Origin of the sequence: Actinomadura verrucosospora (assembly GCF_039540335.1) — a bacterium.
GTDB classification, from domain to species: domain Bacteria; phylum Actinomycetota; class Actinomycetes; order Streptosporangiales; family Streptosporangiaceae; genus Spirillospora; species Spirillospora verrucosospora.
In genome coordinates, this window is the sequence record NZ_BAABEV010000016.1 from 134806 (window position 1) to 156015 (window position 21210).

Annotated in this window: 19 protein-coding genes and 1 pseudogene; all 20 read left to right on the plus strand. The window is 69.7% G+C overall.

Features of this window, described 5'->3' with window-relative positions; all coding sequences use genetic code 11:
• Positions 1-195 precede the first annotated feature (195 nt).
• On the plus strand, positions 196-627 hold the full coding sequence (gene rplK, locus ABD944_RS19430; RefSeq protein WP_345178434.1) for a 50S ribosomal protein L11: 432 nt from the start codon (positions 196-198) through the stop codon (positions 625-627).
• 61 nt (positions 628-688) lie between these two features.
• Positions 689-1405: a 50S ribosomal protein L1 gene (rplA, locus tag ABD944_RS19435; protein WP_149259625.1), complete on the plus strand. Its 717-nt coding sequence runs from the start codon at positions 689-691 to the stop codon at positions 1403-1405.
• Between the two features lie 188 nt (positions 1406-1593).
• Complete coding sequence (locus ABD944_RS19440; protein WP_345178437.1) at positions 1594-3141, plus strand: class I adenylate-forming enzyme family protein; 1548 nt, start codon at positions 1594-1596, stop codon at positions 3139-3141.
• A gap of 91 nt (positions 3142-3232) precedes the next feature.
• Entirely contained in the window at positions 3233-4105 is an 873-nt protein-coding gene (locus ABD944_RS19445; protein ID WP_345178439.1) for a hypothetical protein, read from the plus strand.
• Between the two features lie 163 nt (positions 4106-4268).
• A complete protein-coding gene (locus tag ABD944_RS19450) occupies positions 4269-5120 on the plus strand; it encodes an SCO4651 family lipoprotein (protein WP_345178440.1) in 852 nt (283 codons plus the stop codon).
• 89 nt (positions 5121-5209) lie between these two features.
• The gene (locus tag ABD944_RS19455) at positions 5210-6088 is read left to right on the plus strand and encodes an SCO4651 family lipoprotein (RefSeq protein ID WP_345178443.1); all 879 of its coding nucleotides are present in this window, start codon (positions 5210-5212) and stop codon (positions 6086-6088) included.
• Positions 6089-6411: 323 nt separating this feature from the next.
• Positions 6412-6975: a 50S ribosomal protein L10 gene (gene rplJ / locus ABD944_RS19460; protein WP_345178445.1), complete on the plus strand. Its 564-nt coding sequence runs from the start codon at positions 6412-6414 to the stop codon at positions 6973-6975.
• 55 nt (positions 6976-7030) lie between these two features.
• Positions 7031-7420, plus strand: coding sequence for a 50S ribosomal protein L7/L12 (gene rplL / locus ABD944_RS19465; RefSeq protein ID WP_345178448.1), 390 nt, complete (start codon positions 7031-7033; stop codon positions 7418-7420).
• Positions 7421-8065: 645 nt separating this feature from the next.
• On the plus strand, positions 8066-9190 hold the full coding sequence (locus ABD944_RS19470; RefSeq protein ID WP_345178449.1) for an ABC transporter ATP-binding protein: 1125 nt from the start codon (positions 8066-8068) through the stop codon (positions 9188-9190).
• Positions 9190-10041 (plus strand): MlaE family ABC transporter permease, encoded by an 852-nt coding sequence (locus ABD944_RS19475; protein ID WP_425550309.1) that lies wholly within the window; start codon positions 9190-9192, stop codon positions 10039-10041. Before ABD944_RS19470 ends, ABD944_RS19475 begins: the two co-directional genes overlap by 1 nt.
• Positions 10042-10890: an MlaE family ABC transporter permease gene (locus ABD944_RS19480; RefSeq protein WP_378188722.1), complete on the plus strand. Its 849-nt coding sequence runs from the start codon at positions 10042-10044 to the stop codon at positions 10888-10890.
• Positions 10891-10950: 60 nt separating this feature from the next.
• Positions 10951-12255, plus strand: coding sequence for an MCE family protein (locus ABD944_RS19485; RefSeq protein WP_345178451.1), 1305 nt, complete (start codon positions 10951-10953; stop codon positions 12253-12255).
• Positions 12252-13283, plus strand: coding sequence for an MCE family protein (locus ABD944_RS19490; protein ID WP_345178452.1), 1032 nt, complete (start codon positions 12252-12254; stop codon positions 13281-13283). Before ABD944_RS19485 ends, ABD944_RS19490 begins: the two co-directional genes overlap by 4 nt.
• Positions 13284-14360, plus strand: a complete 1077-nt coding sequence (locus ABD944_RS19495) for an MCE family protein (RefSeq protein WP_345178454.1) — start codon at positions 13284-13286, stop codon at positions 14358-14360.
• A 15-nt stretch (positions 14361-14375) separates the two neighbouring features.
• Positions 14376-15653, plus strand: a complete 1278-nt coding sequence (locus tag ABD944_RS19500) for an MCE family protein (protein WP_345178455.1) — start codon at positions 14376-14378, stop codon at positions 15651-15653.
• The gene (locus ABD944_RS19505) at positions 15650-16972 is read left to right on the plus strand and encodes an MCE family protein (protein WP_345178457.1); all 1323 of its coding nucleotides are present in this window, start codon (positions 15650-15652) and stop codon (positions 16970-16972) included. The genes ABD944_RS19500 and ABD944_RS19505 overlap by 4 nt, the downstream gene beginning before the upstream one ends.
• Complete coding sequence (locus ABD944_RS19510) at positions 16969-18450, plus strand: MCE family protein (protein WP_345178458.1); 1482 nt, start codon at positions 16969-16971, stop codon at positions 18448-18450. The genes ABD944_RS19505 and ABD944_RS19510 overlap by 4 nt, the downstream gene beginning before the upstream one ends.
• A 10-nt stretch (positions 18451-18460) precedes the next feature.
• Positions 18461-18949 (plus strand): nuclear transport factor 2 family protein, encoded by a 489-nt coding sequence (locus tag ABD944_RS19515; RefSeq protein WP_345178460.1) that lies wholly within the window; start codon positions 18461-18463, stop codon positions 18947-18949.
• Positions 18946-20064, plus strand: coding sequence for a hypothetical protein (locus ABD944_RS19520; protein ID WP_345178461.1), 1119 nt, complete (start codon positions 18946-18948; stop codon positions 20062-20064). The genes ABD944_RS19515 and ABD944_RS19520 overlap by 4 nt, the downstream gene beginning before the upstream one ends.
• Positions 20065-20595: 531 nt before the next feature.
• A pseudogene (locus tag ABD944_RS19525) lies at positions 20596-21210 on the plus strand (DNA-directed RNA polymerase subunit beta); the annotation flags it as partial.

The following is a 21210-nucleotide window of genomic DNA, read 5'->3' on the forward strand; positions in this document are numbered from 1 at the left end:
GGAGACCGGCGCCCATCGCCCCGCTCGCGCGGGGATGACCTCGAATCACCGCGCTCTTCGGGGTGCGGTGTCGTTCCCCGCGCACGCGGGGACGCGGGGTCGGCCAAGGTCCCAACGCGGCGGTCTAGTTCCGCCCGCCGTGTTGCCCGGTCTCCGGGAGTCGGGACCACACGAAACGGAACACGAGGGAGAGGCATGCCTCCCAAGAAGAAGAAGATCGCCGCGCTCGTCAAGGTCCAGTTGCAGGCCGGGCAGGCCACGCCCGCGCCGCCCGTCGGTACCGCGCTCGGTCCGCACGGCGTCAACATCATGGACTTCTGCAAGCAGTACAACGCCGCCACGGAGTCCCAGCGCGGCAACGTCATCCCCGTAGAGATCACCATCTACGAGGACCGGTCGTTCAGCTTCGTCACCAAGACCCCGCCGGCCGCGCAGCTCATCCTGAAGGCCGCGGGCGTGGAGAAGGGCAGCGGCGAGCCGCACAAGACCAAGGTCGGCTCGGTCACCCGCGACCAGATCCGTGAGATCGCCACGACCAAGATGCCCGACCTCAACGCCAAGGACCTGGACGCCGCCGAGAAGATCGTCGCCGGCACCGCGCGGTCGATGGGCATCGAGGTCAAGTAACACGTCCCAGTGGGAGGGCCGGCGCTGGCCCCTACCACGAGTTCCGTCTGGAGGAACGCACATGAAGCGCAGCAAGGGCTACCGCGCCGCGGCGGAGAAGATCGACCGGGAGCGGCTGTACAGCCCGGTCGAGGCCGTGAAGCTGGCCAAGGAGACCGCGGTCACCAAGTTCGACGCGACCGTCGAGGTCGCCATGCGGCTGGGCGTCGACCCGCGCAAGGCCGACCAGATGGTCCGCGGCACGGTCAACCTGCCGCACGGCACCGGCAAGACCGCCCGCGTGCTCGTCTTCGCCGTCGGCGCCAAGGCGCAGGAGGCCGAGGCGGCGGGCGCCGACCTGGTCGGCTCGGACGACCTGATCGAGCGGATCCAGGGCGGCTTCCTGGACTTCGACGCCGTGGTCGCGACCCCGGACCAGATGGGCAAGGTCGGCCGGCTCGGCCGGGTGCTCGGTCCGCGCGGCCTGATGCCGAACCCGAAGACCGGCACGGTCACGATGGACGTGTCCAAGGCCGTCTCCGACATCAAGGGCGGCAAGATCGAGTTCCGGGTCGACCGGCACGCGAACCTGCACTTCATCATCGGCAAGGCGTCCTTCGACGAGCGCCAGCTGGTGGAGAACTACGCCGCCGCGGTCGACGAGATCCAGCGTCTCAAGCCGTCCGCCGCGAAGGGCCGGTACGTCAAGAAGGCGGCGCTGACCACGTCGATGGGCCCGAGCATCCCGGTGGACCCGAACGCGGTCCGCAACCTGACGGCCGAGCTCGAAGAGGCCTGATCGAGCCCGGCGTCGAACGCCGTCGAACAGGGCGTCCCCACCGCGGGGGCGCCCTGTTCGCTTTTTTCCACAGGCTGTGGATGGTCGGGCGGCCTTCCTCAGGTCGCGCTCAGCGGGACGCGGCCGGCCCCGCGCACCGGTCCGCCGCTAGATTCGGCGCCCGGATCGTCGTCGGCGAAGGGGATGCGATGGGCGGGACGCTGCGCCGGGACGTCCACCGGCTGTACGACGTGCTCGACGCGGCCGCGGAGGACGCCCCCGAGGCCCCTGCCCTGTCGGTCGACGGCACGACCTGGACGTTCCGCGAGCTGCGCGCCCGGACGGACGCGCTGAGCGCCCACCTGTCCGCGCGGTGCTCGCCGGGAGCGCGGGTGGCGCTGCTCGCGCACAACCGGCTGGAGTACGTGGCGGCCTACTACGGGGTTCCGCGCGAAGGCAGGATCCTGGTGCCGCTCAACCAGAGGCTGCATCCGCGCGAATGGGCCGACCAGGTCGTCCGCTGCGGCGCCGAGCTCGTCATCGGTGAGCCGGACCTGCTGGAGAGGCTGGCCCGCGAGGGAGGACTTCCCGCAGGGCGTCCGCCGCTCGTGGACGTCGCCGACCTGCCGTGGGACGGCCCGGCCCCTCCGCGGGAGGACGGCCGCGATCCGGCCGAGGTCGCCTGGCTCATGTTCACCAGCGGCACGACCGGCAGGCCGAAGGGCGTGCGGCTCACCCACAGGAGCCTGCTGGCGGGGATGGCGGTCACGGCGTCGGGCCGTCCCGTATCGCCGGACGACGTGTTCTGCACGCCGTTCCCCCTGTGTCATGTGGCGGGCTACCAGGTCGTCCTGCACCACCTGTTCCGGCGGCACGCCGTCGTGCTGCGCCGGTTCGGTCCGGCCGCCCTGGTGGACGCGGCGCGCCGGCACGGCGTCACGAACCTGTCGCTCGCACCGACGATGCTGGAGGACCTGCTCGCCCACCTGGACGGGGACCCGGCGGCGCTGGAGGCGCTGCGGGCCACCGTCCGGGTGATCGCGTACGGGTCGGCGCCGATGCCGGTGCCGCTGCTGCGCCGCGCGGACGCGGCGCTCGGCTGCGACCTGAACCAGGGGTACGGCATGACCGAGCTGTCGGGCAACGCGACGTTCCTGTCCCCGGCGGACCACCGCGCGGCGGTGGCGGGCAGGCCGGAGCTGGCGGCGTCGGCGGGCCGTCCGGGCGACGGCGCGGAGATCGCGGTGATCGGCGAGGACGGGGCGCCGCTGCCGCCCGGCGCGCTGGGCGAGGTGGTCGTCCGGGGAGCACAGGTGGCGGACGGGTACTGGGACGATCCCGAGGCGACCGCCGAGGCGTTCGCGGGCGGCTGGTTCCGGACCGGTGACGCGGGCCGCGTCGACGCGGACGGCTACCTGTACCTCGCCGACCGGCTCAAGGACGTGATCATCACGGGCGGGGAGAATGTCTCGTCGCGCGAGGTCGAGGACGTCCTGCGCACGGTCCCGGGGGTGGGGGAGGTCGCGGTGGTGGGGCTGCCCGATCCGCGCTGGGGCCAGTCGGTGTGCGCGGTGATCGTGCCGGACGGCGTCCCGCCGCGGGAGGAGGACCTGACGGCGGCGTGCCGCGCCCGGCTCGCCGGTTTCAAGACGCCGCGGCGCGTCGAGTTCGTGACGGCGCTCCCGCGCACCGGGACCGGCAAGGTCCGCAAGGCCGCCCTCCGCGCCGAGCTGACAGACCGCCCTGAAATCCCCTGAATCGGCGGATACACGTCTCGCAGTCCAGAACCGGACAATCTGGTATCCGATTGTTTTGTTACCGGCGAGGAACCTGGTGTTGAATTGCCGCGTGAAGCGTCGCACCGATCGGGCCATCGCCATCTCCGCCGTGACCGCGGTGGCCGTCGTGCCCACGGCGATTCTGATGGTGGTGAAGATCGGGGGCGACTCGCCGAAGGACGCGGGGGTGCTGCCCCCCTCCGCGGCGATGGCCCAGCGCGACCCGGCCAACCCCAACGGCGCCGCGTCCGCCACGGTCTCCCCGGGCACGCCCGGCGCGCCGGGAGCCGCCCCGGGCGCGAGCGCGCGTCCCGGCACGCGCACCCCCGGAAACGGGGGCGCCGCGCACAACCTGCCGACGGCGCCGCCCCAGCCCGGTCCCAGCCTGCACTCCTTCACCCGCAAGACGGACCTGAAGGTGACGGTGGGCTCGGACGGCGACTACCAGCACGCCGTCGAGACGGCCACGTTCACGCTGTGGCCGAAGTTCTCGATGAGCGCCACCGGCGTCACGCGGACGATGAAGGGCGGCGAGCTGTCCAGGGTCACCCAGAAGGTGATCGTCCAGGGGAGCACGCTCAAGGGCTACGACGGGCAGAAGTGGACGCGGTCCACGCTGACCCCGGCGCAGCTGGGCGGCCTGCAGAGCGGCTCCGACCCCCGGCAGTTCACCTTCATGATCGGGACGCTGCCCGGCATGACGGCGAGCGAGCCGGACGCCGCCGGGCTGACGCGCTTCACCGCGCAGACGCTCATGGGCGGCGTGTACGCCCTGCTGCCGCAGGACGCGGTGGCGGCGTTCCGCAAGTGGGTGCCGGACGACACCGGATGCGGGCTCGACCTGCTGGCCGACAGCGAGGCCCGGCCGACCTCGATCAGCCTCAGCGGGCAGGCGCCCGGCGCGGGGCTGGCCGGGTCGATGACCTTCGGCGCCTACCGCTGACGCGGCTCCGGGACGCCGGACACCCCTGACGTCGGGTCAGGGGAAGGGCTACGCCGTTGGTCGTACCGGGCGGGGGGCCATTCGTACTACCGGGGGATGCCCTTCCGTTAACGCCCGAAGAGACTGGGAACACCAGCAGGGCGACAAGGGAGGCTCAACCCTAATGAACCGACGACTCGTGGTGGCGGCCGGCGGCACCGCAGTGGGTGCCGCGCTCCTCCTCTCCGGATGCAACGGGGACGGGACGGAGAACACCGGCAACATGAAGCTCAGCGCGAACCAGGCGCTGCTGAAGGCGTCCGAGAAGACCGGCAAGGCCGACACGTTCAAGGCCGACCTGACGGTGACGGGCACCGGCGGCGGCGACGGGAAGGTCCACGCCAACGGGCAGTTCCGGCTGCGTCCGTCGCTGGAGTTCAGCGCGAAGCTGGACGACTTCAGCCAGAACGGGCAGAGCGTGCCGGGCGCCAAGGGCCAGGCCGTCTTCACCGGCAACACGCTGTACGCGAAGGTCCCGCAGCTCGCGCAGTTCGTCAGCGGCGGCAAGCCGTGGGTGAAGATCGACGTGAACCAGATGGCGCAGCGGACCGGCTTCGACGTCCGGGGCCTGGTCGACCAGGTGCAGAAGGTGGACCCGGCCGAGCAGACGAAGATGTTCACCGGCTCCAAGGACGCCCGCAGGGTCGGCACCGAGACGGTCGACGGGGTCAAGACGACGCACTACGCCGGGACGGTCACCGTCGAGGACGCGCTGAACCGGCTCGACGCGCAGGCCCGCGCGAAGGTCCACCAGTGGCTGCCGAAGGACCGCGCCAACGGCAAGATCAACTTCGATCTGTGGACCGACGGCGACAACCTGCCGCGCAAGCTCGTCTCCAAGGCGACCGGCTCGAAGGGCGAGAACGGGTCGGTGACCGTCCTCTACAGCGACTACGGCAAGTCGTTCAGGGTGAACACGCCTCCGTCCGACCAGGTGGGGCAGCTGTCCCTCCCGGCCGCCCTGGGCGGCAACTGAGAACGGTGAACCGCAGCGGGGTCATTTGCGTCTGATGTACCGTTCGGCCCTACCCCTCGGGTGCCAAGGAGAGCAAGGAGACCCCCCTGATGATCCGTCGTTTCGCGGCAGGCACGGCGCTGGCCACCGGCCTCGCCCTCTCGCTGACCGGCTGCCTCGGCGAGGCCGGGAAGACGGTGGACGACGCCGGCAAGGGGCTCCGGCTGTCCGCCGCGCAGGTCCTCGGCAAGGCCGCCGAGAAGACCGGCCAGATCGACTCGTTCCAGGCCGACCTGACGATGAAGTCGACCGGCTCGTCGACGGGCGACATGACGATGAGCGGCACGATGCAGTACCGCACGAAGCCCGACCTGGCCTACAGCATGAACTTCGGGCAGATGACGGTCGCGGGCAAGCCGACGGGCGGCATGGAGCAGCGGCTCGTCGGCCGGACCATGTACATGAAGATGCCGATGCTGTCCCAGCTCGGCGGCGGGACCAAGCCCTGGATCAAGATCTCGCTGGACGAGCTGGGCGCCAAGTCCGGGATGAACATCGACGAGCTGCTCCGGCAGTCCCGGCAGATGGACCCGGTGCAGAACACCAAGATGCTGACGGCGTCCAAGGACGCGCGCGAGGTCGGCAAGGAGACCATCGACGGCGTCCAGACGACCCACTACACCGGCACGTACCGGATGGAGGACGCGGTCGCCAAGCTCTCCCCGGAGACGCAGGAGGCCTACCGCAAGAGCCTCGGCACGACCGGCCTCCAGGCCATGAACTTCGACCTGTGGGTGGACGGCCAGCAGCTGCCGCGCCAGATGACGATGAGGTCGACGCAGTCGACCACCGGCGACATGACCATGACGATGAAGTACCGCGACTACGGCAAGCCGGTGCAGGTCACCGAGCCGCCGGCGAGCGAGGTCACGGACTTCGGCGAGATCATGGGCCGGCTCGGCGGCGGCGGCCTGCCCGGCGGATCCTGATCCTGGCCTGAGCACGACCGAGGGACCGCGCCCCGCCCGGGGTGCGGTCCCTCGCTCTGTTCCGCTGATTTGGTGTCCTTGGTCAGGACACGTATGCTGTCCGATGCCGAAGACCGCCGGTCGTCACCTCCCGCGAGGTGACCGAAGGACCCGACTCAGTTCGGGCGGCCTGCGTAGGTGAGACGAGAGCTTCCCGCATGGCCTCCGTGCCGTGCCTGGACGCCCCGTGCGCCTGCGCCGGGGCGTTTTTTGGTGGATCGGCGCCCAGTTCGTCCGCGGACTGCGGCGTGGATCGGACCACCCAGGTAATCGGAAGGAGGGCTATGGCCAAGGCCCACAAGGACGCGGCGATCGCCGAGCTCAAGGACGAGTTCGAGAGCTCCAACGGCGCCGTGCTGACCGAGTACCGCGGGCTTTCCGTCGCGCAGGTCAAGGAGCTGCGCGACAACCTCGGCGAGACCGCGCGGTTCCGCGTGGTGAAGAACACGCTGACCAAGCGCGCCGCGAACGAGGCCGGTGTCGACGAGCAGTTCCGTGAGCTGCTCGAAGGCCCGTCGGCCATCGCGTTCGTCCGCGGCGACGTCGTCGAGGCCGCCAAGGGCCTGCGCGACTTCGCCAAGGCGAACCCGATGCTGGTGATCAAGGGCGGTTTCATCGACGGTCAGTCGATGGACGCGGCCCAGATCACCAAGCTGGCGGACCTCGAGTCGCGCGAGGTGCTCCTCGCGAAGCTGGCCGGTGCGATGAAGGGCTCGATGGCCAACGCCGCCGCGCTGTTCAACGCGCTGCCGACGCAGGCCGCCCAGCTCGCCGAGGCGCTGCGCGCCAAGCGCGAGGCCGAGGGCGAGACCGCCGAGGCACCCGCCGCCGAGGCGTCCGCCGAGTAGGCAACCCGCGGTTCCCGTACCACCCCAGATCACAAGCCATAGCGGAGGAATCATCATGGCGAAGCTCAGCACCGACGACCTGCTCGACGCCTTCAAGGAGATGACCCTTCTCGAGCTCTCCGAGTTCGTGAAGCAGTTCGAAGAGGTCTTCGACGTCAAGGCCGCCGCCCCCGTCGCGGCCGTCGTCCCGGGCCAGGGCGGCCCGGTCGGCGGCGCCGAGGAGGCCCCGGCGCAGGACGAGTTCGACGTCATCCTCGAGGGTGCCGGCGACAAGAAGATCCAGGTCATCAAGGAGGTGCGCGCCCTGACGAGCCTCGGCCTCAAGGAGGCCAAGGACCTGGTCGACGGCGCGCCGAAGCCGCTGCTGGAGAAGGTCAACAAGGAGACGGCCGACAAGGCCAAGGAGGCCCTGGAGAAGGCCGGCGCCTCGGTCACCGTCAAGTAACGACGCTCCAGAGCTCCGGAGCCCGCGCGGCTCCACTGCTCTCCAGGAGGCGGTCACCCCGATGGGGTGGCCGCCTCCTTTGCTTGCCGGGGGTGCTCGCGGGCCGGGTCGCGCCCGGCGGGCGGCAGGCGGGCGGCAGGCGGATGGCCTTGTCGCGGAACGTGGACCGGCGATGCCCGGAAGGTCTGTTTTCTGTGCTGAGGTGACAAACACCTGCGGGAAACCGTGTGTCCCGGCGGGTTGTGCGGCTTCCCGCGCGCGGCGTAGCGTCCCGTCTGACGCGGTGGCCACACCCGGCCGCTCGCGTCCCCGCAGTGCGGCGGGCCGCAGGGTCGCGGCCGTCCCCGGCACCCCCGGTCTTGAGGCTCCGGTTCTTGGACCACTAGTCTCATAGACGCCGTAAGTAACGATTGTCTTACAACGTCGCATTTGGCCGCTGATCTGGGTCGGAACCCCTTCCATTTGGACGGGGGGCCGCTACGGTAGTGGCACCCGTCACGGCTACCGGACGGTAGCAATGCGGCGGACACGCGGTGTGACGACGGAACGCGGCGTGGAGACAGAACGCGGTGTGACGACAGAAAGAGCCTGAGTGCTACTCGCTCATTGGTTCGGGATTCCCCCGGCCTGGACGAAAGGTGACGAGTGGGCGTCGAGATCAGAGTCGAGGGCCTGACGAAGTCCTTCGGCCGCCAGGTGATCTGGCAGGACGTGTCGCTGACCATTCCCGCAGGTGAGATCTCCGTTCTCCTGGGTCCGTCCGGCACCGGAAAGTCGGTCTTCCTGAAGTCCCTCGTGGGGCTGCTCAAGCCCGACCGCGGGCACATCTGGATCGGCGACAGGGACCTGCCCTACCTGCCCGAGTCGCAGCTGTACGACACCCGGAAGCTGTTCGGCGTCCTGTTCCAGGACGGCGCCCTGTTCGGCTCCATGAACCTGTTCGACAACATCGCCTTCCCGCTCCGCGAGCACACCAAGAAGTCCGAGTCCGAGATCAAGCGCATCGTCATGGAGAAGATGGACCTGGTCGGTCTTCTCGGCGCCGAGCACAAGCTTCCCGGCGAGATCTCCGGTGGCATGAAGAAGCGCGCCGGCCTGGCCCGCGCGCTCGTCCTGGACCCCGAGATCCTGCTGGTGGACGAGCCGGACTCCGGCCTCGACCCGGTCCGCACCGCGTTCCTCAACCAGGTGTTCATCGACCTCAACGCGCAGATCGGCGCGACGTTCCTGATCGTCACCCACGACATCAACACCGCCCGCACCCTCCCGGACAACATCGGCCTGCTGTACCAGCGGCACCTGGCGATGTTCGGGCCGCGGGAGATGCTGCTGTCCAGCGAGGAGCCGGTCGTCCGGCAGTTCCTCAACGCCAGCAAGATCGGCCCGATCGGCATGTCCGAGGAGAAGGACGAGTCCGAGCTGGAGGCCGAGGCGAAGATGGGCCACGACCCCGGCAAGCTGCCGCCGATCCCGCCGCAGCAGATGCCGAGCAACGGGCTGATCCGCGCCGGCATGCACGCGCCCGGCGCCTGGTGCGCGGCGCACGGCGTCACGCCGCCGCCCGGCTCGTTCGTCGACGACCTCGGCCGCAACTGGGTGGAGGAGTGGCCCCGGTACGTGGCGTCCATGACGCCCGTCGGCACTCCCGCCGGCGGCGCGCACGGGGCGCCCGGCGGCATGCCGCCCGCCGGTCCGCCGCCCGGCGGACCCGGGGGAGGGTTCCCCGGCACCCCGCCGCCCGGCCGGCCGGGAGCGGGTGCAGGCTACTGATGTCCACTCCTGGTATCGGCGCGGACCAGCGAGGGGCAAAAAAGGGCGGGGGCTCTTCGGCGACGTTCCGCAAGATCGGGGACGGCGCGGCCAACGTCGCGATCAAGGAACCGGGACGGTTCTTCGCCCTGTGCCTGGACACCGGCCGCGCGATGTTCCAGTGGCCGTTCCAGTGGCGCGAGTTCATCCAGCAGGCCTGGTTCATCGTCAGCGTCACCGTCGTCCCCACGATGCTGGTCGCCATCCCCTTCGGCGGCGTGCTGTCCCTCCAGGTCGGCGGGCTGATCCGGCAGCTCGGCGCGCAGTCCTACACCGGCGCCACCGCGGTGGTCGCGATCGTCCGGGAGGCCAGCCCGCTGGTCACCTCGCTGCTGGTCGCGGGCGCCGCCGGGTCGGCGATGTGCGCCGACATCGGCTCCCGGAAGATCCGCGAGGAGATCGACGCCATGGAGGTGCTGGGCATCAACCCCCTGCACCGCCTGGTGGTGCCGCGGATGCTCGCCTGCGCGTTCGTCGCGCTGTTCCTCAACGGGCTGGTCTCGGTGGTCGGCCTGCTGGGCGGCTACTTCTTCAACGTGATGCTGCAGGGCGGCACCCCCGGCGCCTACCTGGCCTCCTTCAACGCCATCGCGCAGCTGCCCGACCTGCTGCAGGCCGAGTTCAAGGCGTTCGTCTTCGGCATCACCGCGGGCCTGGTCGCCGCGTACAAGGGCCTGAACGCCAAGGGCGGGCCGAAGGGCGTGGGCGACGCGGTCAACCAGACCGTCGTCATCACGTTCATGCTGCTCTTCCTGGAGAACTTCCTGATCTCCACGCTGTACTTCCAGTTCGTCCCGTCGAAGGGGATGTAGATGGCTGCCCCTGGCAAGACGGGCAAGGCCGCCCGGCGGGTGGCGAGCGCGCCGCTCGACCGGCTGGACGACTTCGGCCACCAGATGTCGTTCTACGCCCGCGCGTTCGCGTGGGTGTTCCGGGTGCTGCGCCGGTACCGCAAGGAGGTGCTGCGGCTGCTGGCCGAGGTGAGCCTCGGCACCGGCGGCCTCGCGGTGATCGGCGGCTCGGTGGTGATCGTCGGGTTCATGACGTTCTTCACCGGCAGCCAGGTCGGCCTGCAGGGCTACGAGTCGCTGAACCAGATCGGCACGGCCGCGTTCACCGGGTTCGTCGCGTCCTACTTCAACACCCGCGAGATCGCGCCGCTGGTGTCGGCGCTCGCCCTGTCGGCGACGGTCGGCTGCGGGTTCACCGCCCAGCTCGGCGCGATGCGGATCTCCGACGAGATCGACGCGCTGGAGGTCATGGCCGTCCCGTCGATGCCGTTCCTCGTCACCACCCGGATGCTCGCCGGGATGATCGCGGTCATTCCGCTCTACATCGTGGGACTGCTCGCCTCCTACGGCGCGACCCGGGTCATCGTGACGATGTTCTACGGCCAGTCGACCGGCACCTATGACCACTATTTCCATTTGTTCCTACCGCCGTACGACATCTTGTGGTCATTCGGAAAAGTGATCGTCTTCGCGGTGCTCGTGATGCTGATCCACTGCTACTACGGCTACCACGCCTCCGGCGGCCCGGCGGGCGTCGGCGTCGCGGTGGGCCGCGCGGTGCGCACCAGCATCGTGGTGATCAACGTGGTCGACCTGATGCTCGGCATGGCGATCTGGGGCACCACCACCAGCGTCCGGATCGCGGGGTGACGTGGATGAGCGGAGCGAACGCGGGGGGTGTGGGGGGTCGTCCCTCCACAGGAGGCCGGCATGAGTGAGCGGTTGCGTTACCGGGTGCTCGGCGCGTCGATGGTCGTCGTGATCATCCTGCTGCTGGCGCTGACCGTGGCGCTGTACAACAAGGCGTTCACGCCGACGCTCGACGTCAAGGTGCGGACGGAGCGGGCGGGGCTGCAGCTGCTGCCGCACTCCGACGTGAAGATCCGCGGTCTGATCGTCGGGGAGGTGCGCGGCACCGACGCCGACGCGCGGGGGGCCACGCTCCACCTGGCGCTGGACCCGGGCAAGGCGAAGCTGATCCCGCGCAACGTCCAGGCGCGGCTGCTGCCGAAGACGCTGTTCGGCGAGAAGTACGTGGACCTGGCGGCCCCGGCGCAGGGAGGCCCGATGGGACTGCGCTCGGGCCAGGTGATCCAGCAAGACCGCTCCCAGGCCGCCGTCGAGATCGACAAGGTGCTGAACGACCTGCTCCCGCTGCTGCAGGCGGTGAAGCCGGCGGAGCTGAACGCGACGCTGAACGCCCTGGCGACGGCGCTGCAGGGCCGCGGCGACCAGATCGGCCGGAACCTGGAGGAGGCCGACGAGCTGCTGCGGAAGGTCAACCCGCAGCTCGGCACGCTGGTGCACGACCTGAACGGCCTGGCCGACGTCTCCGACATCTACAGCGCCGCGGCGCCCGACCTGCTGCAGACGCTCCGCAACCTCAACGTCACCAGCCGGACGATCACCGACAAGAAGGCGACGATCGAGCAGCTGATCCCGGCGACGACCGCGCTGGCGCAGGACGGCGACGTGTTCATGCGGCAGAACGCCCCGAAGATCATCGGCTTCAACATCGCGAACCGGGACGGGCTGGACCTGGTCGCGCGCTACTCGCCGTCCCTGCCGTGCGTGTTCGCCGGGCTGATGAAGCTCAGGCCGGAGTCGCAGCGGGTGGCCGGCGGCAACGGGTCCAAGACCTTCAACCTGACGATCGAGATCGTCAAGCCGGTGCCGGGCTACAAGTACCCGCTGGACAAGCCGGAGGCCAAGGACCAGCGCGACCCGCGCTGCTACGGGCTGCCGAACCCCAAGGTCCCGTCCCCGACCTACCTGGCGCTGGACGGCACGCAGGACGACCTGTGGTGGAAGAACCCCGACGACCCGAACGGCGGCGGGAGCCGCGGCCGGGCGCTGTCGAACGTCTTCGTGGACCCGGGCTCGATGAGCGAGAAGGACAAGATCAAGAACGTGCTCGGACCGGTGACGCGGACCCGCGCCGACCAGCTGTCCGACGTCGCGGCGCTGATGTTCGGGCCGCTGCTGGGCGACGGATCGGTGGTGACGGTCAAGTGAGGACGACCAGTGCGGCGATCAAGCTGGGGATCTTCGTGGTCGTCACCTCGCTGGCCACCGGCGTGCTGGCGATGACGATCTCCAACATGCGGTTCCGGGAGACGACCACCTACAAGGCGATCTTCTCGGACGTGACGGGCCTGCTCGACAACGACGACGTGCGCGTCGCCGGTGTCCGGGTCGGCCAGATCGAGCACATCGAGCTGTACGAGGGCGACAAGGCCGAGGTGACGTTCAGCCTCCAGAAGGAGGACGTGTTCAAGGCGGGGCTGCCCTCGTCCACCAAGGCGCAGATCCGGTACCGCAACCTGATGGGCCAGCGGTACCTGGCGCTGACCGACGGCGCCGGCCAGGCCAACGACTACCTCCGGCCGGGCGGAACGATCCCGATCGGGCAGACCACGCCCGCGCTGGACCTGACGACCCTGTTCAACGGGTTCCGGCCGCTGTTCCGCGCGCTGGAGCCCAAGGACGTCAACACGCTCGCGATGCAGATCATCCAGGTGCTCCAGGGCGAGGGCGGGACGATCAACAGCCTGCTCGCGCACGTGGCGTCGCTGACCAACACCCTCGCCGACCGGGACAAGGTCATCGGCCAGGTGATCGACAACCTGAACACCGTGCTCGGCACCATCGACGAGCGGCACACCGAGGTCAACCAGCTGATCACGGACCTGCGCGGGTTCGTCAGCGGGGTCTCGGGGGACCGCAAGGCGATCTTCGACTCGGTGGCGGCGATCAACGAGCTGACCGGCACCACCCAGAACCTGCTCGCCGACGCCCGCCCGGACCTCCGCGACGACATCGCGGGGCTGCGCAAGCTCACCGCCACGTTCGACGCGAACGGCAAGGAGCTCGACGCGGGCCTGCAGCGGACGCCGAAGCGGCTGGAGGGGCTGGTGAACATCTCCTCCTACGGCTCCTGGTTCAACATGTACATCTGCGGTCTCGACGCGCGGGTGCGGCTGCCGGGCGGACCGGTCTACCAGACGCCGGCGATCGTGAACGAGAACGCGAGGTGCAAGTAGATGAGGATCCCGTTCCGGGAACGCAACCCGGTCCCCATCGGTCTCTCCGCGTTCGCGATCATCATCGTGCTGGTGGTGCTGGCGATGAACCTGGAGAACATCCCGTTCGTCTCCGGCGGCAGGACCCACACCGCCGCGTTCCGGGAGGCGGCCGGGCTGCGGGCCGGCGAGGAGGTCCGGATCGCGGGCGTCAAGGTCGGCAAGGTCACCGGGCTGGAGCTGGCCGGCGACCACGTGAAGGTCACCTTCCGGGTCGACGACGGCGTGCGGCTCGGCGACCGCACCGAGGCCGACATCAAGATCAAGACGGTGCTCGGCGCCCACTACCTCGCGCTGAACCCGCGCGGGCGCGGCCGGCTCGCCCGCAACATCCCGATCGAGCGGACCCACACCCCGTTCGAGGTCGTCCCCGCGATCAGCGAGCTCAGCCAGCGCGTCGGCGCGATCGACGTGCAGCAGGTCGCCAAGTCCTTCGACGTGCTGTCGGACACCTTCAAGAACTCCCCGGAGGAGGTCAGGGCCTCCCTGCAGGGGCTGCGCCGGCTGTCCAACACGGTCGCGTCCCGCGACGACGAGCTGCACGAGCTGGCCGGCAAGGCCAAGGACGTCTCCAAGCTGCTCGCCGACCGCAACCAGGACTTCGCCAAGCTCGTCCAGGACGGCGACAAGGTGCTCCAGGCGGTGCAGGCCAGGCGCGACGTCATCCACCAGCTGCTGATCAACACCGTGACCCTGTCGCAGCAGGTGAACGCGCTGATCAACGAGAACGACGCGCAGCTGCGCCCGATGCTGGACAACCTGGCCGCGGTCAACCGGATCCTGCTGAAGAACCAGAACAACCTGGACCGGATCCTCCAGCTGTTCGCGCCGTTCGCCCGGCAGTTCTCCGACGTGACGGGCACCGGCCGCTGGTTCGACTCGTGGATCCAGAACCTGATCCCGATCCCCGCCTCGATCCAGAACCCCCCGTCCGGCGGAGGCGCGACGACGAACAGGCAGGGCGCCCGTCCGGGCGGCGGATCGCCCGGCACCGGCACGACCGGCAACACCGACAACCCGTTGCCCTTCCTCCCGTGAGCAGGCAGGTCACCAGTGCGTAACTCCACGAGCATCCTCCGCCTGGGCGGCGCGATCCTCGCCGTCGCGGTGCTGGCCGCCGTGCTCCTGCTCGTCCTCCAGGAGCCGAAGCAGCGCCACATGACGGCGTACTTCACCAAGGCGGTCGGCCTGTACAAGGGCGCGGACGTCCGCATCCTCGGCATCCCCGTCGGCGAGGTCACCAGCGTCGAGCCCGTCGGGGACGCGGTGAAGGTCGAGCTGAGGTACGACGCCGAGTACAAGGTTCCCGCGGGCGCGCAGGCCGTGATCGTCAACCAGACCCTCGTCGCCGACCGCTACGTCCAGATCACGCCCGTCTACAAGGGCGGCGCCGTCCTGGCCGACGGGGCGACGCTGGGCACCAACCGCACCGCGGTGCCGGTCGAGGTCGACGAGGTCGGCGGCAACCTGAACGAGCTGTCCCGGGCGCTCGGCCCGCAGGGCGCGAACGCGCCCGGAGCGAACGGCCAGCAGGGCTCGCTGTCGCGGCTGCTGCAGGTCGGCGCGGCGAACCTGGACGGGCAGGGCGAGGACATCCGGCAGACGATCGCCGACGCGTCCAAGGCGCTCAGCACGCTGAGCACCGACCGCGGCGACGTCGCCGAGACGATCAAGAACCTGCGGATCATCACCGACGCGATGAAGGCCAACGACCAGCAGATCAAGTCGTTCTCCGGGCACCTCAACGGCGTCTCCGGGCAGCTCGCGGGGGAGAAGGAGGAGCTCAGCGCGGCCCTCAACACCCTTGCCCCGACGCTGCGGAACGTGCAGCGATTCGTCAAGGGCAACCGCACCGAGCTGGCCGCCAACGTCCGGCAGCTCGCGCAGGTCACCGGCGTGCTGGTGAAGGAGAAGGGCGCGCTCGCCGAGATCCTCACCGCCGGCCCGCTCGCCGTGAACAACCTGGCCCGCGCCTACGACCCGATCAGCGGCACGATCCACACCCGCGACAACTTCCGCCAGTTCCACGACCTGGCCGACTGGATCTGCTCGCTGGCGTACTCGGTGGGCACGCCCGCCAAGGAGTGCCTCGACTTCGTCAAGCCGTACAACGGGATCGGCAAGGCGCTGACCGGCTTCAGCCTGGACCTGTCCTGGATCACCGCGCTGACCACGCACTACGACCCGGTGCCCATCCCGCCGGACGCCTACGGCCCGCAGGGCAGGCCCGGCAAGTCCGGCAAGACGAGCACGACGAACAAGCCCGCGGCGACCGGGACCCAGAAGAAGCCCACGGACGTCACGGCGCTGCTGCCTGGAGGTGGCCGATGACCAGGCGGTCGATCGGAAGGGCGCGGCTGCTCGGCGCCGCGGCGCTCGCGGGCGTGACGGCCCTGTCCGGCTGCTCGTTCAACGGCGTGGAGTCGCTGCCGCTGCCCGGCGGGCCCGACCTCGGCTCCCACCCGCGCACCGTCAAGATCGAGTTCGCGAACGTGCTGGACCTCGTCCCGCAGTCGGCGGTCAAGGTCAACGACGTGTCGGTGGGCAAGGTCGAGAAGATCGAGCTGGCCGGCGAGCCCGGCGGGCAGAGCGGGCAGGGCGGGCAGGGCGCCGGCTGGCACGCCGTCGTCACGGTCAAGTTCCGCGGCGACGTCAAGCTCCCCGACAACGCGATCGCGACGATCAGCCAGACCAGCCTGCTCGGCGAGAAGTTCGTGCAGCTCGAACCGCCGAAGAACGAGGCGCCGGTCGGGGAGCTCGCCGACGACGACCTGATCCCGCTGAACCGCACCTCCCGCGGCACCGAGATCGAAGAGGTGCTGTCGGCGATGTCGCTGCTGCTGAACGGCGGCGGCCTGGAGCAGGTCTCCACGATCAGCCACGAGCTGCAGGCCGCGATGGGCGGCCGGGAGTCCACGATCAAGTCGGTGCTCCAGCGGGTGAACACCTTCGCGGGGACGCTGGACCAGAACCGCGCAGCGATCACCCGGGCGCTGGACAGCATCGACCGGCTGACCGGCAAGCTGGCGGCCGAGCGCAAGACGATCCAGGACACCATCGACCGGACGGGGCCCGCGATCGCCGTCCTCGACCGCAACCGCGCCGACCTCACCAAGATGCTGGTCGCGCTGAACAAGCTCAGCCGCACCACCACCTACGTGATCAACCAATCCAAGGCCGACATGCTGGCCAACCTGCGGGACCTCAACACGATCCTGCGCAACCTCAACAAGGCCGGCTCCGACCTGCCGAAGTCGCTGGAGACGCTGATCACCTTCCCGTTCCCCTCGACGTTCGAGAACGTCATCGCGGGCGACTACGGCAACGTGCGGCTGACCGTCGACCTGGACTTCGAGTCCATCGCGCAGAACCTGCTCGGCGGCACCGACCTGGAAGGGCTGCTCGGCAGCGGCAAGCAGATGCGCGGCATGCTCCAGGTGCCGAACGTGACGCTCCCGGACTCCCCGCTGGGCGTCCTGCCGCAGACGCCGGGCGGCGGGAGCCAGGGCGGGCTGCCCGGGCTTCCCGGCGGCACCACACAGACCCCGGGGAAGCCGGCCGGCACGAACGGCCAGGGACGGCCGGGCGCGCTCGCGCCCGACCCCGGTGACGGCGGTCTGCGGACCCTGATGGCGGGGGGCCTCTCGTGATCCTCAAGCGCGGCGTCATCGTCCAGCTCATCGCCTTCGCGGTCATCACCGTCGTCGGCGTGGCGATCGTCTCGGTCAACTACATCGGCATCGGCCGCGACCTGCTCGGCAAGCAGTACGTCGCCTACGTCGACCTCACCGACTCCGGCGGCGTGTTCACCAACGCCGAGGTCACCTACCGGGGCGTCCCGGTCGGGCGCGTCGGCCCCCTGGAGCTGACCAAGGACGGCATCCGCGTCAAGCTGCTGCTGGAGCGCGGAAAGCGGATCCCGCGCGAGGGCACCAAGGCCGTCGTGGCGAACCGGTCGGCGGTCGGCGAGCAGTACATCGACCTGGAGCCCACCACGAAGTCCGGGCCCTACCTGGACGAGGGCGACCCGTACACCATCCCGCGGAGCCGCACCACGCTGCCGGTGTCCACCGCCGAGCTGCTGCGCAACGTCGACTCCCTCGTCGGGTCGGTGAACACCAAGGACCTCGGCATCATCGTGGACGAGCTGAACAAGGCGTTCACCGGCTCCGCCTCGGACCTCCAGTCGATCCTGGACGACACCGACCGGCTGCTGAAGACCGCCAACGAGGCCTACCCCGACACCGAGCGGCTGCTGAACAACAGCGTGACCGTCCTCGACACCCAGCGCGGCCAGGGCGCCAACATCCAGGGCTTCGCCCGCAACCTGAACGCGCTGACCACCTCGCTCCGCAACGACGACCCGGCGCTGCGCAAGACCATCGACAGCGCTCCGGGCGCGGTGAACGAGACCCACCAGGCCATCAACCAGCTGGCGCCGACGCTGCCCGTCCTGCTGGCCAACCTGACCACGACGGGGCAGATCGTCGCGTCCCGCAAGGCCGGCCTGCGGTCGCTGTTCATCCTCTACCCGGTGACGGTCGCGGGCGCGTTCACCGTCACGCCCGGGGACGGGACGCAGCACCTGGGGCTCGACCTCAACATCGACGGGCCGCCCGCCTGCACGCAGGGCTACGAGAAGGTCAAGCACCGCTGGCCGCAGGACACCTCGAAGAAGAAGCCGCGCCTGGACGTCGGCTGCAAGGCGCCGAACAACGCGCCCACGGCGGTGCGCGGCGCCCGCAACTTCCCGCGCGACGCCATCGCGCCGTTCCCGCAGGTCCCGCCGGGCGCGACCACGGGGGCCGGGTTCCCCGAGGGCGGCGCGTACGGCACCCGCGGCGACGGCGCCGGCAGCGGCGACGGCGACGGCGGCAAGACGGACGCCAAGGGCTCCGGCAAGAGCAAGGCGAAGGCCGCGGAGGCCCCGACGGGCCAGCTCGCGGGCGGGAACCTGTACCTGTCGTATCCGGCCGGTTCAGTCGAATTCGCTGGATACGATCCAGCGACGGGCGCCGTCTACGGCCCCGATGGCAAGCGATACGTCATGCCGCGCAGCGCCGGTACACGCCAGTTGGGAGAGGAATCCTCGTGGAAGTGGCTCCTGCTCGGACCGCTGAGCCAGTGAGGCGGGCACGATGAGGCGCCGTCTACCCCTCGTCACCGCGATCGTCCTGAGCGTCGTCGTGGTGGGGCTCGCCGTCGCGTCCGGCTGGCTCGGCGTGGTCTCCCTCAGGAACAAGGACGAGGCCGACCAGAAGGCGAAGGCGATCCAGTCGGCGCGGCAGATGGGCGTCAACCTGATGTCGCTCGACGCCGCCACCGCCCAGCGCGACCTGGACCGCATCGTGGGCGGCACCACCGGCGACCTCAGGAACAAGCTGGGAAGCCAGTCGAACGCCTTCATGCAGCAGATCACCAAGGCCAAGGCCAAGTCGACGGTCAGTGACGTCGACGCCGCGCTGGTCTCCATCGACGGCGACTCCGCCGAGGTGATGGTGTCCCTCACCGGGACCGTCACCAACGACAAGGTGCAGAACGGTACGCCGCAGGGCTACCGGTACCAGATGGACCTCACGCGGGTCGACGGCCGCTGGCTCGTGTCCGGACTGGAGGTTGTCCCGTGACGATCAAGGCGGATCGAGCGGCCAGGGCCGAGGAGGCCGCCGAGGCGGCGCGCCTGGCGGAGGAGGCCGCCGCGAAGGCCCGGGAGGCCGCGCGCCTCGCCCAGATCGCCGCGGACGAGGCGGCCGCCGCCGAAGCGGCCGCGGCGGACGAGGAGCCCGAGGAGCCCGAGACGCCCGAAGGGGACGTTCCGGAGGAGACTCCTAAGGCCCTCAAATCCCCCAAGAAGCCCCGTCGTGGCGGTAAGGCGTCTGAAGTCGCGTCCGACGACGCCGACGCCGCAGGGAGCGAATCAGCGGCGGAGACGGACGACGAGGCCGTCGGCGACGACGACGCGAAGGCCGAAGAGGACGAGACCGAGTCCCTCAAGACGGCCCAGACCACCAAGATGGCCAAGGCTCCGAAGAAGGCCAAGGCTGCGAAGAGCGCCGAGACCGCGAAGGTCGCTGAGGCCGCTGAGGCCGAGGAGGAATCCGAGGCTGAGGAAGACGCCGAAGGCGAGGAAGACGGCGAGGACGCGAAGCCCGCCAAGGCCCCCAGGACCAAGCGCCTGAACCTCAAGAAGCCGGTCAAGGCGACCGACGAGGGCGACGACGACGAGGACGACGACGAGCCGGCGGGCCGGTCCCGGCTGGGCGGCAGGTCGACCGTGATCGCCGTGCTGGTCGTCCTGGCGGTCGCGCTCGCGGCGGCCACCACGGCGCTGGCGCTGAAGGTCCGCGAGCAGGACGCGACCGAGCAGGCGTCCAAGGAGGCGTCCTTCGCGGCGTCCCGCGCGGCCCAGAAGCTGTCCTCGTACGACTACCAGACGCTGGACACCGACCTGAAGGCCGCGTCCGCGACCACGACGGGCAAGCTGCACACCCAGTACGACAAGCTCGCCCAGCAACTCAAGACCGTCGCCGTCCAGCAGCAGGCCGTCTCCAACACGACGGTCATGAAGGTCGGCGTCGTGAGCGCGACCCCCGACAAGGTCGTGGCGCTCGTCTACGCCAACCGGTCGTCGGCGACCAAGACCGACAAGCAGCAGCGCCTCCCCGAGCCGCTCCGGATCAAGCTGACGATGGTCAAGAAGGACGGCAAGTGGCTCGCCTCTGAGCTCACGGTCCTCTCCTAGCCGCCGCACGCGCCGGGCGCCGGTCTTGGGCCGGGCGCCCGCCCCCTCCGGGCCCGGACGCCTGTCTCTCCCGGAGTCTTCCGGACGGCCGCCACGGCGCGCGGACGAGTCGCTGTTAACCCCCTCGGGCCGCGCCTAGACGAGGCGGCGGGCCGAACGGTCCGAGGGCGCGCGACCCGCCGTCGTGGACGGTTCGCGGGCTGTCAACCCGGATCCCTAAACTATGGCCTTCCTCACTGCAGGTCAGGGCCTGAAAAGTCCAAGTCCGCTCTTGACTGAGAGGCGCTGAGGGGCGATGCTCCATGGCAACGTGATGCATACTGCGGCGCTAGAGTTGCGAGCGGTGTACCGGTTCGGCTACACTGCCCCTTTGCGCTGCCCTCTGACTATCCACGTGTGAGAGCACACCTGTGAAGGTCCGGTTCAGGCCCCTTTGAGGGTCCGGTTTGGCCCTCTTTGAGCAGGTCTCGAACGTGGATCGTCTGGCGTGCGTGTCATCTGTTACGCCGCGAGCCCTCGGAAGGACCACTCTTGGCAGCCTCGCGCAACGCCTCGAATACCGCAACCGGTCCGAACCGCGTCTCCTTCGCGCGCATCAAGGAGCCGCTCGAAGTCCCGGACCTCCTTGCTCTGCAGACCAACTCGTTCGACTGGCTGCTGGGCAACGAGAGGTGGAAGGCCCGGGTCGAGGCGGCCCAGAAGGCCGGAAGTAAGAGCGTCCCGACGCAGTCGGGGCTGGAGGAGATCTTCGAAGAGATCAGTCCGATCGAGGACTTCTCCGGAACCATGTCCCTGTCGTTCCGGGACCACCGGTTCGAGCCGCCCAAGTACTCCGTCGAGGAGTGCAAGGACAAGGACATGACCTACTCCGCCCCGATGTTCGTCACGGCGGAGTTCATCAACAACACCACCGGTGAGATCAAGAGCCAGACGGTGTTCATGGGCGACTTCCCGCTCATGACCCCCAAGGGCACCTTCATCATCAACGGCACCGAGCGTGTCGTGGTCTCGCAGCTGGTGCGTTCGCCGGGGGTGTACTTCGACCGGGCGCTGGACAAGGCGTCGGACAAGGACATCTACGGGTGCCGGGTGATCCCGAGTCGGGGTGCCTGGCTTGAGTTCGAGATCGACAAGCGCGACAACGTG

Bases quoted from the DNA above. Each gene is read 5' to 3' on its own strand.
- rplK (WP_345178434.1), top strand. From the start codon at position 196: ATGCCTCCCAAGAAGAAGAAGATCGCCGCGCTCGTCAAGGTCCAGTTG.
- rplA (WP_149259625.1), top strand. From the start codon at position 689: ATGAAGCGCAGCAAGGGCTACCGCGCCGCGGCGGAGAAGATCGACCGG.
- ABD944_RS19440 (WP_345178437.1), top strand. From the start codon at position 1,594: ATGGGCGGGACGCTGCGCCGGGACGTCCACCGGCTGTACGACGTGCTC.
- ABD944_RS19450 (WP_345178440.1), top strand. From the start codon at position 4,269: ATGAACCGACGACTCGTGGTGGCGGCCGGCGGCACCGCAGTGGGTGCC.
- ABD944_RS19455 (WP_345178443.1), top strand. From the start codon at position 5,210: ATGATCCGTCGTTTCGCGGCAGGCACGGCGCTGGCCACCGGCCTCGCC.
- rplJ (WP_345178445.1), top strand. From the start codon at position 6,412: ATGGCCAAGGCCCACAAGGACGCGGCGATCGCCGAGCTCAAGGACGAG.
- rplL (WP_345178448.1), top strand. From the start codon at position 7,031: ATGGCGAAGCTCAGCACCGACGACCTGCTCGACGCCTTCAAGGAGATG.
- ABD944_RS19475 (WP_425550309.1), top strand. From the start codon at position 9,190: ATGTCCACTCCTGGTATCGGCGCGGACCAGCGAGGGGCAAAAAAGGGC.
- ABD944_RS19480 (WP_378188722.1), top strand. From the start codon at position 10,042: ATGGCTGCCCCTGGCAAGACGGGCAAGGCCGCCCGGCGGGTGGCGAGC.
- ABD944_RS19485 (WP_345178451.1), top strand. From the start codon at position 10,951: ATGAGTGAGCGGTTGCGTTACCGGGTGCTCGGCGCGTCGATGGTCGTC.
- ABD944_RS19495 (WP_345178454.1), top strand. From the start codon at position 13,284: ATGAGGATCCCGTTCCGGGAACGCAACCCGGTCCCCATCGGTCTCTCC.
- ABD944_RS19505 (WP_345178457.1), top strand. From the start codon at position 15,650: ATGACCAGGCGGTCGATCGGAAGGGCGCGGCTGCTCGGCGCCGCGGCG.
- ABD944_RS19515 (WP_345178460.1), top strand. From the start codon at position 18,461: ATGAGGCGCCGTCTACCCCTCGTCACCGCGATCGTCCTGAGCGTCGTC.